We start from the raw sequence: 14,054 nt of genomic DNA on the forward strand, positions 1-14,054 counted from the left end.
CCAAGGGATGGCAAGAGGTGGCGGCGATCGGGGAGTTCCGCAGTTTTTACCCGCGCCACCGAGACGAATCGATCTCCCGTCCGTACTGCTGTGTGTCCGAACCGTCCACGCCGTCGTCGTGGGCGGATCCCTGACCGGGCAGGAGGCACGGTGCGCTTTTCGCGGAACGCGACGGGAACTCTCTTCGTGGGCGGGGCGATGGCCCTCACCCTCGCGGCCCTCGCCTACCCCGGCATGCTCGGCCTGGACAAGGTCTCCACCTCGCAGGACCGCATCATCGCCACCACCCAGTGGGGACCGCTCACCGAGCAGGACCGGGACTTCGTGGTGAAGGTGCGCGCGGCCGGGCTGTGGGAGTACCCCCTCGGTCAGATCGGACTGCAGAAGGGCAGCAGCAAGGGGGTCAAGACAGCCAGCGAGCACCTGATCGACGGACATGCCGCGCTGGACGCCTCCTGCCGCAAGATCGGTCCCATGCTGAACATCACGCTCCCCAATGTGGCGAGCCCCCAGCAGCAGGGCTTCGTCAGGCAGCTGCAGGGGGAGAGCGGCAAGCAGTTCGACACCGACTTCGCCAACATCCTGCGGATGACCCACGGCTCGATCTTCAACACCATCGCGAAAATCCGCTCGACGACCAAGAACTCGCTGGTGCGCGCCCTCGCCGACCAGGCCAACGACACGGTGCTGGACCACATCACGGTGATGGAGAAGACCGGTCTGGTCGACTTCGACCAGACCCTCTTCCAGCAGACCACCCCGCCGAAGCTGCCCTCGTCCGATCTGACGCCGCCGGCCCCGCCCGCGGGCCAGCCGGAGGTGGTGCTCACCCCACCGCCCACCGCCACGTCCACCCCACTGGACCTGAACGGCGCCACCGGCGGCGGCGGTACGGGCGGCGGCGGTACGGGCGGCGGCACCACCCCCAGTCCCAACGTCAGCCCGACCGTGGGCTAGGGGGTTTCGTTCGGATCAGGTCGGACCCGGGCTGATCCGAACGAAGCCCCCTAGGCGAGCCAGACGGTGGTGTCCGGGGGCAGGATCCCCGCGTCGGGCAGCGGTGTGCTGCTCAGCAGGACCTCGCCGGGCGGGAGCGGCACCGGCTCACGGGTCGGGTTGGTGACGCAGCGCCAGCCTTCGCAGCGGGTGAAGTCCAGCACCCCGGCGGGGGCGTCGGGGGTCCAGGCCAGCGTCTCGCCCTCCAGCAGCTTGCGGCGCAGGCGCAGGGCGGTGCGGTACAGCTCCAGGGTGGAGCCCTCCGAGCCGGCCTGCGCCTCGACGGCGTACGCCGCGAACGACGGCGGCTGCGGCAGCCAGGCGCCGCCGGGCCCGAAGCCGTACGAGGGTCCCGTCGGTGTCCACGGCAGCGGCACCCGGCAGCCGTCACGGCCCTTGCGGACATGCCCGGTCTGCTCCCAGATGGGGTCCTGGAGGACCTCGGTGGGCAGGTCGGCGACCTCGGGCAGGCCCAGTTCCTCGCCCTGGTACAGGTACGAGGACCCGGGCAGCGCCAGCATCAGCAGCGTCGCGGCCCGGGCCCGGCGCAGCCCGGCCGCCGTGTCGATCGCGGGTGCCTTGCCGCCCGACAGCAGCCAGGCGCCCGGTTCGGTGCCGGGCGGGAGCATGAGGCGGGAGGCGTGACGTACGACGTCGTGGTTGGAGAGCACCCAGGTCGCGGAGGCGCCCGCGGCGTGGGCCGTGGCCAGCGAGTCGGTGATGACCTGGCGGAGTTCCCCGGCGTCCCAGCCGGCCTCCAGGTACTCGAAGTTGAAGGCCTGGCCGAGTTCGTCGGAGCGGGCGTACAGGGCGCGGCGGGCCCCGGGGACCCAGGCCTCGGCGACCGCGGTGCGCGGCGGGCTGTAGGCATCGAAGATCTTGCGCCAGTCGCGGTAGATCTCGTGGACCTCGTCGCGGTCCCAGTAGGGGTGGCTGCCCGGCGGGACACGGGGCAGCGCGTCCTCGCCGGTGGCGCCGACGTCGCCGACGTCCCGCAGCGGCTCGGCGAGGTCCTTGGCCAGGCCGTGGGCGACATCGATGCGGAAGCCGTCGACGCCCAGGTCGGACCAGAAGCGCAGGGTGGTGCGGAAGTCGGCGCGGACCTCCTCGTTGTCCCAGGCGAGGTCGGGCTGTTCGGGGGCGAAGAGATGCAGGTACCACTCGCCGTCGGGCGTCCGCCGCCACGCGCTGCCGCCGAAGACGGACTGCCAGTCGGTGGGCGGGAGTTCGCCGTGCGCGCCGCGGCCGGGGCGGAAGACGTAGCGGTCGCGGGCGGGTGAGCCGGGGCCGGCCCGCAGGGCCTCCTGGAACCAGGGGTGCAGGTGCGAGGTGTGGTTGGGGACGATGTCGACGACGACCTTCAGGCCGAGCCGGTGGGCCTCGGCGACCAGCGCGGCGAAGTCGTCGAGGGTGCCGAGGCGCGGGTCGACGTCACGGTGGTCGGCGACGTCGTAGCCGCCGTCGGCCAGTTCGGAGGGGTAGAAGGGGCTCAGCCACAGGGCGTCGACACCGAGCGCGGCGAGGTGGTCCAGGCGCTGGGCGACGCCTTTGAGGTCGCCGAGGCCGTCGCCGTCGGCGTCGGCGAAGCTGCGCGGATACACCTGGTAGATGACGGCCTGCCGCCACCAGTCGGGGTTCCTGGACGAGAGGTCTGCCATAGGGGATCCCTTCGGGAGAGACGACCGTAGAGACTCTGTCCACATTGCCCGGAAAGGGAACATTCGAACGTTGCGGAGGGGATCACTCCCTGTGTGGCGAAGTTGTGATGACCACCTGAACTACCCGTGCATCACCGCAGGTTGACAGGTTTAAACGCCGCCGATCACCATGTCCTCACACCGTGGCGCATATGACCGATGAGCCCAGTGTTCCTTCCGACTTTCTTCTGCTCTTTCGAGCTTCTGCGATGGGATCTCCATGTCCATAGCCAGACGAGTCACCGCGCGCCGCCTGCTGGGGACGGGCGCCGCGTCGCTCGCCCTGTGTGCCGCCTCCGTCGCCGCCGCATCCGGCGCCTGGGCCCACGGCGGCGCGCCCGGCGGTGACGGCTGGAAGGCGGGCGGCCACTACGCGCCCGGCACGGGGGCCGGCACCGAGACCGGCACCGACCGCTGCCAGTTCTCGCTGAACGGCACCGACTTCTACGACTCGGTGAAGGTCGACGACCAGAACCTGAGGCCGACGGCGGACGGCAAGGTCCACATCACGGTCCGCGCGGCCGGGGACGCGAGCACGTGCACCGCCTCGCTGGCCTCGTACCAGGCCCACGGCGCCACCTTCGCCACCTCCGGCGAGCAGGTCTTCGTCGACTTCGACACGGTGAACGTCAAGCCGGGTCAGACCGACACCCTCGACATCGCGGTGCCGGACGCGGGCTGCTTCGCCCAGATCGACCTCTACCGGGGCGCCGTGAAGTTCGACGGCAAGCTCGACGCGCAGGACGGGTTCGAGCACGGGGAGCTGCCCAAGGGCCCGGACCGTCCGGTGATCAAGGACAAGCTGATCGCCGCGTGGAACGGCGGGACGAAGGACTGCACGACCGAGACGCAGACGCCCGCGCCGACGCCGAGCACGTCCGTCACGCCGTCGGGCCCGGCGGAGGGCTCGGCCACGCCTACGCCGGGGGACAAGGAGACGGCGTCCACCGACTCGCCCGCCCCGGCCTCCTCGCCGTCCACGTCGTCCAGCGCGGCTCCGGCCCCCTCGGCGAACGGCGGGGACGGTGACCTCGCCGAGACCGGTGGCGGCGGGAACTCGGGCCTGATCGCCGGCGGAGCGGCTGTGCTGCTGGCCGGTGGCGGTGCGCTGGTGGTCGCCACGCGTCGCCGGCGGGCCGCCGGAAGGTGAGCCGGACGCGCTACGAGCGGTCCACCGTCTCCAGGTACAGCTTGACGTAGCGGTCCACGTCGACCCGCAACGCCACGTCCACGAGGGCCTGTTCGCGCCGGCCCTCGTGGATCTCGGACTCGCCGGGGCGCGGCCGGCGGTCGACGACGGTCTGGCCGCGGGTCGGACCGGGGGCGAGGGAGACCTCGACCGGGAGGAGGCGCGTGGCGAGACCCTGCGGGTCGGCGACCGCGCACACCGCGCCCGCGTCGCCGAGGCCGCCCGCCTCCTCCGCCTCCGGCTCGCCGCCCTGGGTGGTCGGCCGGTGGGCGAGGAGTTCGCCGGCCAGGCGGGTGCCGGGCTCGGTGCTCGCGCGCAGCCGGTGCACCTCGGGAGCGGGGACGACGACCTGCATGAAGACGTCGAGGCCGTACATCGTGATCGGCACCCCGGCCGTCAGCAGGATCGCCGCCGCCTCCGGGTCGTGCCAGACGTTGAACTCGGCGACCGGCGTGGCGTTCCCGGTGGCCACCGCGCCGCCCATGAACACGATCCGCTCGATGTTGCGGGTCACCTCGGGGTGGGTGCGCAGCAGCAGGGCGATGTTCGTCAGGGGCGCGGTCGGGATCAGCGTCACCGGGCGCGGGGAGGCGAGGATCTCCCGGCGCAGGAGGGCCACGGCGTCCTCCGCGGCCGGGGCCCGGGTCGGCGCGGGCAGACCCAGGTCGCCCATGCCGTCGACGCCGTGCACATGCCGGGCCGAGCGGGCCGGTTCGATCAGGGGGCGCTCGGCGCCCCGCGCCACCGGGATGTCGGGGGCGCCCGCCTGCTCCAGCACGGTCAGGGTGTTGCGGACCACCCCGTCGACGTCCGTGTTCCCGGCCACACAGGTCACCGCCCGCAGGTCCAGGCCCGGGTGGCGCACGGCGAACAGCAGGGCCAGGGCGTCGTCGACGCCGGTGTCGCAGTCGATGATCACGGGAATGGGCTGACCGGTCACGGCGGACTCCTTCCGTCGTGCCGACCTTAGATCAGGCCGGAGCGGGGCGACCGGCGCCGGGTGGTGCGACGGGCGCTCACTCCCACAGGACGGTGCCGCGCGCGGCCACCCGGCCCGCGATCCGGCGCAGCAGCCCGGCCACGGGGAAGGCCCCGGGGCGGCGGCCGTCCCGCAGGCGTACGGCCGCCAGGCCGGCCTCGGCCTCGCGGGCACCGATCACCGCCTGGTACGGCACCAGGCGCGCCGCGCGGACGCGAGAGCCCAGGCTGCCCCGCTCGGGCCCGGCGAGTTCGGCGCGCAGCCCCAGCGCCAGGGCCTGCCGGACCAGCTCCGCCGCCTGTTCCGCCTGCTCCTCGGCGACCGGCAGCACCACCAGCTGGACGGGGGCCAGCCAGGCCGGGAACGCGCCGCCGTGCGCCTCGATCAGGTGGGCCACCGCGCGCTCCACGCTGCCGATGATGCTGCGGTGCACCATCACCGGACGGTGCCTGGCCCCGTCGGCGCCGATGTAGTGCAGGTCGAAGCGGGCGGGCTGGTGGAAGTCGATCTGCACGGTGGACAGGGTGGACTCGCGGCCCGCCGGGTCGGCGACCTGGACGTCGATCTTGGGGCCGTAGAAGGCGGCCTCGCCCTCCGCCTCCTCGTAGGCCACCCCGGACTCGGTGAGGACCTCCCTCAGCAGGGCGGTGGCCCGGCTCCACAGGTCCGGGTCGGCCACGTACTTGCCGCCCCCGCCGGGCAGGGAGAGGCGGTGGCGCACGGCCTCGATGCCGAGGTCGGCGTAGGCGCGGGCGATCAGCTCCAGGGCCGCGCGGGCCTCCTCCACCGCCTGGCCCAGGGTGCAGAAGATGTGCGCGTCGTTGAGCTGGATGGCGCGTACGCGGGTCAGGCCGCCGAGCACGCCGGAGCGTTCGGCACGGTACATGGTGCCCAACTCCGCGATACGCAGCGGCAGTTCACGGTAGCTGTGGGTGCGGGAGCGGTAGATCAGGGCGTGGTGGGGGCAGAGACTGGGGCGCAGGACGACCTCCTCGGACTCCTCGGCGCCCAGCCGCATCGGCGGGTACATGTCGTCGCTGTAGTGGTCCCAGTGCCCGGAGGTCTCGTACAGCTCCCGCTTGCCGAGCGCGGGCGAGTACACGTGCCGGTATCCGGCGGCGCGTTCCGCCTCCCGGATGTACTCCTCCAGGGTGTGCCGTACGACCGCGCCGTCGGGCAGCCAGTACGGCAGGCCGGCGCCCATCAGCGGGTCGGTGTCGAACAGGCCGAGTTCGCGGCCGAGGCGGCGGTGGTCGGGCAGCCGGTCGTTCATCGGGGTCCCTCCGTGGGGTGAGGCGGGGCGGGGGACCCGGGGGGCGGGAACGCCGAAGCCCCGGGGCGCTCGCCCCGGGGCTTCGATGCTGGTCAGGTGTCAGCGCGCCGGGACGGTCTCCGGCGTCGTCGTGCTCGACGGGCACTGCTGGGCGCGCTGCATGGATCGGGACGTTAGCAGCGGGCCCGGGGTCCGGCCACGTGTTTTCGCGGGGCCGCGTTTGCCGTAACGCCTCACCCGGACGGCCCGGAGCGCTGGTGGGGCCGTCGGGGCGGTGGTGCCGTGAGAGGCAGGCACCCCCCACCGGCCCCCGCCGGCCTCACCGGTACGCAGCCCAGGAGGCACCCCGCATGACCGCCGAGATACGCCCCCGTGGCCTCCTTCTCTCCCTGACGGCCGCCGGCCTGATCGCCGTCGGCGGCTGCGCGGCCTTCGCCCTGCGGCACCCGGAGTCGGCGCCGCACCCGTTCCCCACGATCGACCGGACGAGCCCGGCGCCCAAGGCGTCCACGCGGGCCGACGGTTCCTCGCTCAGCGACGAACAGGCGCAGGCCGCGCTCATCACCCAGTCGGACCTGGGCGCCCCCTGGACCGCGACGCGCGGTGCGGCGACCTGGCGGGACGGGCTGCTGAAGGCGGCCACCACGGCCGGGCAGTGCCAGCGGCTGCTGGACGCCCTCTACAGCGACGAACTCCTCGGCGGCCCCGCCCGTGCGGCCGTCGGCCTGGACGACGCCGACACCGACGCCCAGCTGCGCTACCAGATCGGCGCGCGCCGCCCGGCGGACGTCGACGCCGTGCTGTCCTGGCTGCGGACGATGCCCGTGCAGTGCGCCCGGTTCACCGCCACCACCGAGACCGGACTCCAGGAGGACGTGCAGATCATCGACGCACCTCTGCCCGAGGTCGGGGACGCGCGCCAGGGCCTGCGCCTCAGGATCGCCACCATGACGCCCGAGGGGGAGGAGTACGTGCTCACGATGGACGTGGCCGCCGTCCGGGTCGGCGAGGACGCCTTCGCCCTGACCAACGGCGGTCTCGGCGACGTGCCGAACGAGGCGACCCAGGCCGCCGTGCAGATCGGCGCACTGCGCCTGGCGGACATCCGCAAGCAGGGCCGGGCCCAGGTCTGACGCGCCGGGCCCGCGCCGGGGGACCGGGGTCGTCCGGCGGCCGCGGACCGGCGGCCGGCTCGGGTCACAGCGGCGGCTGGGCCGGTGCCGGCCCCAGTGTGGTGGTGCCCGGGGCCGTGCGGTGGCCGAGGCCGGTGCGGTAGGCGTCCAGGGCCGCCTCGACGCGGCCCGTGCGGCGCAGCAGGTCGCCCAGCATCCGGCACAGGTCGGCCAGGTCGCCGGCGGCGCCCGCGCGTTCCAGGAGGCTCAGCGCGCGCACGTAGTGCTCCTCGGCCGCCTCGGTGTCCCGGGTGTCCTCGGCGATGATGCCGAGGAGGCGGTGGGCGGCGGCGGCGTGGACCGCGCCGCGTTCGGAGGAGAAGTCGCCCACGACGCCCTCGAGCAGTTCGGCGGCCTCCGCGGACTTGCCCCGGCGGTGCAGCACATCGGCCAGTTCGACCGCGGCCTGGCTGCGGTAGAGGGCGGCCCGGGTCTGCGAGAGCATGGCGAGCGCCTGGCGCAGCTCGCCCTCCGCCCGCTCCAGCTCGCCGTCCTGGGCGTAGACGTAGCCGCGCATCCAGTGGCAGTTGGCCAGTTCGGTCCGCAGCCGCAGCTGGCGGTACAGCTCCGCCGCCTTGGCGAGGGAGGCGTCGGCCTCGGCGACCCGGCCCTCGGCGAGCAGGGTGCGGGCGACCGAGCGGTGCATCCGGGCGATCAGCGCGGGGTCGGCGGCCCGCGGGGCGAGCGCGAGGGCGAACTCGGCCGCCTGGGCGGCGCGGGCGTGGGCACCCATGTCCATGTACGGGCCGATGACGCTGGCGTAGAGCAGCAGCAGGGCGTCGGGATCGTGCAGGCCGCCGCGGTTGAGTTCGTCGAGTGCGGACTCCAGCAGGTAGACGGCGTAGCGGAGTTCACCGGCGAGGTAGTGGGAGACCGCCCGGCCGCGCACCGCGGGCACGCGCACCGGCAGCGACTCGCCGTCCAGGCACTCCTCGGCCCGCTCGAAGCACTCGCGCGCGCCCTGCAACTCACCTGTCTCCAGGGCGCATTCACCGAGCCCGAGCAGCGCGGTGGCCTGCTCGCAGCCGAGCCCGTGCGTCTCGGCCTCCGCGAGCAGTGCCGTGTACTGCGCGGCGGCCTCCTCGGCCCTGCCGTCGGCGAGGACGCGCTGCGCCTCGGTGAGCCGCAGCCGCAGGTCGGTGGCGAGGTGGGCGGGCCGGCCCACGGCCAGTTCCTCGAAGGCCACCCCGAGCCGCCCGGCGATGTGCCGCAGCGCCTCGTCGGAGGCCCGTACCCGGCCCGCCTCCAGGGTGGAGATGTAGGCCGGTGTGTAGGCGGGCTCGGCCAACTGCTTCTGGGTCAGCCCCTTTTGGGTGCGCAACCGCTGCACGCGCCGTCCGATGACCTGCGGATCATCCCGCTCTCGCATGCGCGCGGCCCCCAACTCCCCTGGTGCGTCTTGCCGTTCGACGTGTGCAGCCCTAGGTTAAACGGCGGATTAAGCAGGTTTAACCCGTCGCTGCAATTGCGAGGACGCCGTGCTCGGACATTCATCCGCCGCCCGCGAACGCACCAACGCACGGTACGCGAGGGCCTTCGCCGCGGCCGTGATCGCTGTGGCGGCTCTGCTCGCGGCGGCGAACGCGGGCCCGGCACGGGCGGCGGCACCGGACGCGACCACGCAGCCGCCGACGACGGCGCGGACGATTCAGCCCTGACGTCACGCCTCGGCGGCGAACCTCACGAACGCGGCGAAGGCCTCCGGCGTGAGCCTGAGAGCGCCGTACCCGGGATTCTTGGAGTCACGGACGGCCACGAGGGCGGGGAGAGCGGCGACTTCGAGGCACTCACCGCCGGTGTTTCCGCTGTACGAGGACTTACGCCACTGCACGTCCGTCAGGGTCTGGTGTGTGCCCATAGCGTTCCTCCATCACGCGCTTGATCAGTGCCGCCGAATCCTCTACGGAGAGGGCAGATGCCTGCAAGTGAGCGTAACGGAGGACCGCTTCCCTGACGGTGTCCAGGTCGGCCGTCATGTGTCCCGAGATCAGGTCCTCCGTGTAGACGAGATCAGGGTGATCGTCGAAGCGCAGACTCGTGAACGAACCGATGAGACTCGCGTGTTCGCCGACGTGGAACGGCAGCACCTGAATGCGTACCCATTTGCGGTCGCGGAAGCTCAACAGGTGGGCGAGCTGGTCGTACATGACCTCACGGCCACCGACAGGCCTGCGCAGTGCGGCCTCGTCCAGGATGACCCAGCTCATCGGTGGCCGCTCCCGCATCAGGATGCGCTGGCGCTCCATGCGCGCAGCCACCAACTGGTCGAGCCTGCCCGGCATACCCGTGGCAAGCACCGCACGTGCGTACGCCTCGGTCTGCAACAGGCCATAGATCATCTGTGCCTGGTAGGTCGAGATGTACGTCGCATGGGCCTCAAGGTCCGCGAACGGCTGGAACCAGCTCGGCAGCTGGCTGCGCAGCACCAGTCCGACCAGCCGTGAGAAGAACCCGTCCGTCACCAGCGCCGCGTCCGCCCGTTCGGCGAACTCCCGCGTCGGGACCTTCTGCGTGGTCTCGATCTGGCCGATCAGCGACCCCGTGCAGAAGAGCACGGAGCCCAGCTCCTTCTGGGTCAGTCCCGCGTCCTCCCGCTTTCGCCGCAGCTCGTAGCCGAAGTAGTCCAACGGTGAGGCACTGGGGTCGAGTTCGCGGACGTTTCCCATGGCGTGCGCCACCTCCTCACGTACGGTTCGTAGCTGAGCGTAACCGGACAGTGGCGCCGGGGTACCGGGAACGGTGAAACCCACCTAGCCTGCGCGCATGACCTCCGCCGCCGCCCGCACCGCCCTGGACCTCACCTCCGGCCCGGCCGTCCCGGCGCTGGAGGACCTCTACCGGGATCTGCACCGCCATCCCGAGCTGTCCCTGCGCGAGCACCGCACCGCCGGAAAGCTGGCCGGCCGCTTGCGGGGCGCCGGGTTCGAGACCGCCGAGGGGGTCGGCGGCACCGGGGTCGTGGGCCGGCTGCGCAACGGGGACGGGCCGACCGTGCTGCTGCGGGCCGACATGGACGCGCTGCCGGTGCAGGAGGCGACCGGGCTGCCGTACGCCTCGCGGGCGGCCGGGGTGATGCACGCCTGCGGGCACGACCTGCACGTCACCTGGCTGACCGGGGCCGCCGAGGCGCTGGCCGCCGGGCGGGAGACCTGGCACGGCACCCTGCTGGTCGTGGGCCAGCCCGCCGAGGAGACCGGGCAGGGCGCGGCCCGGATGCTCGCCGACGGGCTGTACGAGCGGTTCGGGCGGCCGGACGTGCTGCTCGGGCAGCATGCCGCTCCGGGGCCGGCGGGGCTGTTCCCGCACGCGCCCGGTCTGATCATGTCGGCCTCGACGGACGTGGACATCGTGGTGCACGGCCGGGGCGGACACGGTTCGCGCCCGGAGGCGACGGTGGACCCGGTGGTGACGGCCGCCTATCTGGTCACCCGGCTGCAGACGGTGGTCTCCCGGGAGATCGCCGCCGGTGAGTCCGCGGTGCTGACCGTGGGCCGTGTCGAGGCGGGCACCCGGCACAACATCATCCCCGCCCAGGCGCGCATCGCCCTGAATCTGCGCACTCAGTCCGAGGAGGTCCGGCAGCGGATGCTGGCGGCGGTCCGGCGCATCGCGCACGGCGAGTGCCTGGCCGCCGGCTGCCCCCGCGAGCCGGAGGTGACGGTCGGCAACACCTTCCCGATGACGGTCAACGACGCCGGCACCGATGCCACGGTGGCCGCCGTGCACGGCGAAGTGTTCGGCGCGGGCACGGTGTTCGACCCGGGGGCGGCGATGGGCAGCGAGGACTTCCCGGAGCTGGCGCTCGGTGCGATCCCGTACTCGTACTGGTTCGTCACGACCACCCCGGCCGAGGTGTGGGAGCAGGCCCCGGGCGACACGCTCGCCGAGAAGTTCTGGGCCGTGCCGAGCAACCACAGCCCCCACTTCGCGCCCGACCTGTCCACCGTCGCCCCCGGGGTGCGCACGCTGGTCTCCGGGGCGCTCGCTCTTTTGTCAGTGGCATGACCTAGTCTTCCGGGCCTAGTCTTCACCCATCCGCCACACACGGCCCACAGGGGACACACACGACAGCCGTGCCGCGTGGCGCTCACTTCTTCATTCGATCCGGGGGGTTCGAATCAGCGTGCGTATGCGCACCCTTACGTCCGCCACCGCCCTGGCGGTCCTCTTCAGCTCGGCGGCGCTCTCCGCCACTCCGGCGTCCGCCGACAGCAGCAAGATCCTTCCGGTCAGGCAGACCGGTGACATCGTGGTCGACGGCGTCCACCGGCAGATCTTCGTCAGCGATCCGCTGAACGGCAAGATCGTCGTGACGGACTACGCCGGCAACGTCGTCAAGCAGCTGACCGCCGACCTCTCCGGCGTGGGCGGCCTGGAGCTGTCCGCCGACTCCGGCACGCTCTACGCGGCCGTGCGGGATCGGGACGCCATCGCCGTCATCGACACCGCCACCGACGCCGAGACCACCCGCTACCCGGTCGGCGACAAGCCGCTGAGCGTCGCCCTGGCGGGCGGCAGGCTGTGGTTCGGCTACGGCGGTGCCGCGCAGGGCGGCATCGGCTCCGTCGACCTGACGAGCGAGCGGCACGAGGTCACGCTCGGCCAGGACGACAGCTGGTCCTCGGCGCCGCTGCTGGACGCCGCGCCCGGCTCCGGCGTGCTGGTCGCGGGCGCTCTCGGGCAGAGCCCGGTCACTCTGGCCTCCTACGACGTCTCCTCGGGCACCGCCACGAAGCTGGCGAGCACCGGCGAGGCCGGCAGCAACCTCGGCGACCTTCAGGTCACCCCCGACGGCAAGGACGTCGTGGTGGCCAGCGGCGCGCCGTACTACCAGCAGGTGTTCAGGACCTCCGACCTCGGCGAGGACGGCAAGTACGTCACGGACGCGTACCCGAACTCCGTCGCCATCGCCCCCGACGGCACGGTCGCGGCCGGCATCGACGGCTCCTACGAACCGGACGTCTACGTCTTCCGGCCCGGCAGCCACGAGGCGGTGCGCACCTACGACTTCCCCAACACCGGCCGTACCAGCGGCTCCGACCTGCTGGCCGACTCCGGCCTGGCCTGGGCCCCGGACGGCTCGCGGCTGTTCGCGGTGACCTCCAACAGCGACGGCGTCCACTCGCTGCGCGTCCTGACCTCGCCCACCAAGGCGGTCACCACCATCACCGTGGACGCCCCGGCCACCGCCGCCCGCGCCAAGAAGCTCACCGTCAAGGGCAAGGTCACCTCCGAACTGGCGCTCCCCGCCGGCACCAGGCTGACCGTCACCCGCACCGACCTGGAGTCCCCGAAGGGCAAGTCCCTGGCCGCGGTGACCACCAAGGCGGACGGCACGTTCTCCTTCGCCGACACCCCGCCGTCCGGCGGCAAGGTGAAGTACAAGGTCGCCTACGCCGGTGACGCCGACCACACGGCGGGCTCCGGTTCCGACTCCGTCGACGTCTCGCGCGCCAAGCCGGCGCTCACCATCAACAACAACGGCAAGGTCTACTCGTACGGCAAGGACGTGAAGTTCACGGCCCGTCTCGGGAAGACCTACAAGAACCGCACGGTGGAGATCTGGGCCGACCCGTTCGGCTCCGACAAGCCGAACAAGCTGGTGAAGTCCGGCAAGGTCAACTCCGACGGCAACCTCTCGGTCACCCTGGACCTGAAGCGGGACACCAAGGTCACCGCGAAGTTCGCCGGCGACTCCCGCTACAAGCCGGCCTCCGCCGCGAGCACGGTCGGCGCCAAGGTGAGCGTGTCCACGTCGGTCGGCAACCACTACAAGTCGAAGTACACGTGGAGTCACACGTACTACTTCTTCCACAAGTCCAAGAACCCGCTGATCACGACGAAGATGCCGTACTACAAGGGCCGCAAGCAGAAGTTCGAGTACGAGATCTACTACCAGGGCACCTGGTACCCGGGTGACCCGGCCTGGTTCGCGCTGGGCTCCGACGGCGTCTCCAAGGTGCAGATCACCGGCGACCACGGCCAGGACGTCGGCTGGCGCTTCCGGGTCCGCTCCTCGTACATCAACAGCTCCTCCGGTGACACGGTGAACTCCACGACGCACGGCGCCTGGAAGTACTTCACCTTCACCCGCTGAGGCCTACTGGGCCTGCAGCTGCCGCAGCTGCCGCTGGACGTTCTCCAGCGCGCCGCTGCGGCGCCCCGGCACCTTGAGTCTCAACTCCGCGAGCGCGGGCCCGAGTTCACGGGCCCGTGCCGCGTCCTCGATACGGCCCCACTGGTGGTGCGCACGGTCCACGGCCGCCTCCACCGCGGGCGCGTCCACGGCCTGCCCCGCGGCCAGCCGCACTCCGGCGACCGCCAGCCAGGCCCGGCAACTGCGCACCGCGTCCCCCGAGAACATCGCGAGATCCGCCCGGACCTCGGTCCAGTGCAGGGCGTCCTCGGAGGCGGGCCCCCGCGCCTGTACCGCGGCCAGCTCGTGCCGGGCGGCGATCGTGTCGGCCTCCGCATGCCGCCCGGCCTGCACGGCGGCACTGATGGCGGCGTGGGGATCGGCCGCCGCCGGCCCGGGGGAGAAGCCCCCGGGGTGGGACAGCAGCAGGTTTCCCGCGGCCTCCTGCGCGATCCGGTCCAGCGCCTGCTGGTGCACCAGCTCCAACGGCGGCCGGTGTCCGCTCCTGAGCAGCGTCGCCACGGCCTTCATGTACGACGGCTCGGCGGGGCCCCGCCGGCCGGGGGGGGGGGGGGGGGGGGGGGGGGGGGGGAGGGAGGGGGGGGGGGGGGA

The 14,054-nt window shown here is 72.6% G+C and carries 12 protein-coding genes and 1 pseudogene; 6 read left to right on the plus strand and 7 right to left on the minus strand.

Annotated features, from left to right (window positions below):
* Positions 1-186 precede the first annotated feature (186 nt).
* Positions 187-957: a DUF4142 domain-containing protein gene (locus ACZ5CW_RS29065; protein ID WP_468606634.1), complete on the plus strand. Its 771-nt coding sequence runs from the start codon at positions 187-189 to the stop codon at positions 955-957.
* Between the two features lie 50 nt (positions 958-1,007).
* On the opposite strand, the gene ACZ5CW_RS29070 is transcribed toward ACZ5CW_RS29065, so the two are convergent.
* Positions 1,008-2,654 carry a glycoside hydrolase family 13 protein gene (locus tag ACZ5CW_RS29070; RefSeq protein WP_468606452.1) on the minus strand — a complete coding sequence of 549 codons (1,647 nt, stop codon included), beginning with the start codon at positions 2,652-2,654 and terminating at the stop codon, positions 1,008-1,010.
* Between the two features lie 259 nt (positions 2,655-2,913).
* Between ACZ5CW_RS29070 and ACZ5CW_RS29075 the strand changes: the two genes are divergently transcribed.
* A complete protein-coding gene (locus ACZ5CW_RS29075) occupies positions 2,914-3,843 on the plus strand; it encodes an LAETG motif-containing sortase-dependent surface protein (RefSeq protein ID WP_468606454.1) in 930 nt (309 codons plus the stop codon).
* Positions 3,844-3,853: 10 nt separating this feature from the next.
* Here ACZ5CW_RS29075 and ACZ5CW_RS29080 read toward each other — a convergent pair whose 3' ends face one another.
* Together ACZ5CW_RS29080 and thrS are read right to left on the minus strand one after the other, a co-directional pair.
* Positions 3,854-4,822 carry a nucleoside hydrolase gene (locus tag ACZ5CW_RS29080; protein WP_468606456.1) on the minus strand — a complete coding sequence of 323 codons (969 nt, stop codon included), beginning with the start codon at positions 4,820-4,822 and terminating at the stop codon, positions 3,854-3,856.
* A 76-nt stretch (positions 4,823-4,898) separates the two neighbouring features.
* The gene (thrS, locus tag ACZ5CW_RS29085) at positions 4,899-6,122 is read right to left on the minus strand and encodes a threonine--tRNA ligase (RefSeq protein ID WP_468606636.1); all 1,224 of its coding nucleotides are present in this window, start codon (positions 6,120-6,122) and stop codon (positions 4,899-4,901) included.
* 362 nt (positions 6,123-6,484) lie between these two features.
* Here thrS and ACZ5CW_RS29090 point away from each other — a divergent pair, with 362 nt between their 5' ends.
* Positions 6,485-7,267 (plus strand): hypothetical protein, encoded by a 783-nt coding sequence (locus tag ACZ5CW_RS29090; protein WP_468606458.1) that lies wholly within the window; start codon positions 6,485-6,487, stop codon positions 7,265-7,267.
* A 64-nt stretch (positions 7,268-7,331) separates the two neighbouring features.
* Here the strand turns inward: ACZ5CW_RS29090 and ACZ5CW_RS29095 are convergent, their stop codons facing one another.
* On the minus strand, positions 7,332-8,675 hold the full coding sequence (locus ACZ5CW_RS29095) for a tetratricopeptide repeat protein (protein ID WP_468606460.1): 1,344 nt from the start codon (positions 8,673-8,675) through the stop codon (positions 7,332-7,334).
* A gap of 109 nt (positions 8,676-8,784) precedes the next feature.
* Here ACZ5CW_RS29095 and ACZ5CW_RS29100 point away from each other — a divergent pair, with 109 nt between their 5' ends.
* Positions 8,785-8,964, plus strand: a complete 180-nt coding sequence (locus ACZ5CW_RS29100) for a hypothetical protein (protein ID WP_468606462.1) — start codon at positions 8,785-8,787, stop codon at positions 8,962-8,964.
* Between the two features lie 2 nt (positions 8,965-8,966).
* On the opposite strand, the gene ACZ5CW_RS29105 is transcribed toward ACZ5CW_RS29100, so the two are convergent.
* Positions 8,967-9,164, minus strand: coding sequence for a DUF397 domain-containing protein (locus ACZ5CW_RS29105; protein ID WP_468606464.1), 198 nt, complete (start codon positions 9,162-9,164; stop codon positions 8,967-8,969).
* A complete protein-coding gene (locus tag ACZ5CW_RS29110; protein ID WP_468606466.1) occupies positions 9,124-9,972 on the minus strand; it encodes a helix-turn-helix domain-containing protein in 849 nt (282 codons plus the stop codon). The genes ACZ5CW_RS29105 and ACZ5CW_RS29110 overlap by 41 nt, the downstream gene beginning before the upstream one ends.
* Before the next feature lie 97 nt (positions 9,973-10,069).
* Between ACZ5CW_RS29110 and ACZ5CW_RS29115 the strand changes: the two genes are divergently transcribed.
* Positions 10,070-11,311, plus strand: a complete 1,242-nt coding sequence (locus ACZ5CW_RS29115) for an amidohydrolase (protein ID WP_468606468.1) — start codon at positions 10,070-10,072, stop codon at positions 11,309-11,311.
* A gap of 118 nt (positions 11,312-11,429) precedes the next feature.
* The gene (locus ACZ5CW_RS29120) at positions 11,430-13,403 is read left to right on the plus strand and encodes a YncE family protein (protein ID WP_468606470.1); all 1,974 of its coding nucleotides are present in this window, start codon (positions 11,430-11,432) and stop codon (positions 13,401-13,403) included.
* A 3-nt stretch (positions 13,404-13,406) separates the two neighbouring features.
* Here ACZ5CW_RS29120 and ACZ5CW_RS29125 read toward each other — a convergent pair.
* A pseudogene (locus ACZ5CW_RS29125) lies at positions 13,407-14,054 on the minus strand (hypothetical protein); the annotation flags it as partial.

The sequence above is a fragment of the Streptomyces sp. NPDC031379 genome (assembly GCF_055569615.1).

What these genes read in the sequence shown, in the direction of transcription:
- ACZ5CW_RS29075 (WP_468606454.1), top strand. Translation starts at nt 2,914, where the DNA reads ATGTCCATAGCCAGACGAGTCACCGCGCGCCGCCTGCTGGGGACGGGC.
- ACZ5CW_RS29110 (WP_468606466.1), bottom strand. Translation starts at nt 9,972, where the DNA reads ATGGGAAACGTCCGCGAACTCGACCCCAGTGCCTCACCGTTGGACTAC.
- ACZ5CW_RS29090 (WP_468606458.1), top strand. Translation starts at nt 6,485, where the DNA reads ATGACCGCCGAGATACGCCCCCGTGGCCTCCTTCTCTCCCTGACGGCC.
- ACZ5CW_RS29095 (WP_468606460.1), bottom strand. Translation starts at nt 8,675, where the DNA reads ATGCGAGAGCGGGATGATCCGCAGGTCATCGGACGGCGCGTGCAGCGG.
- ACZ5CW_RS29070 (WP_468606452.1), bottom strand. Translation starts at nt 2,654, where the DNA reads ATGGCAGACCTCTCGTCCAGGAACCCCGACTGGTGGCGGCAGGCCGTC.
- ACZ5CW_RS29115 (WP_468606468.1), top strand. Translation starts at nt 10,070, where the DNA reads ATGACCTCCGCCGCCGCCCGCACCGCCCTGGACCTCACCTCCGGCCCG.
- ACZ5CW_RS29105 (WP_468606464.1), bottom strand. Translation starts at nt 9,164, where the DNA reads ATGGGCACACACCAGACCCTGACGGACGTGCAGTGGCGTAAGTCCTCG.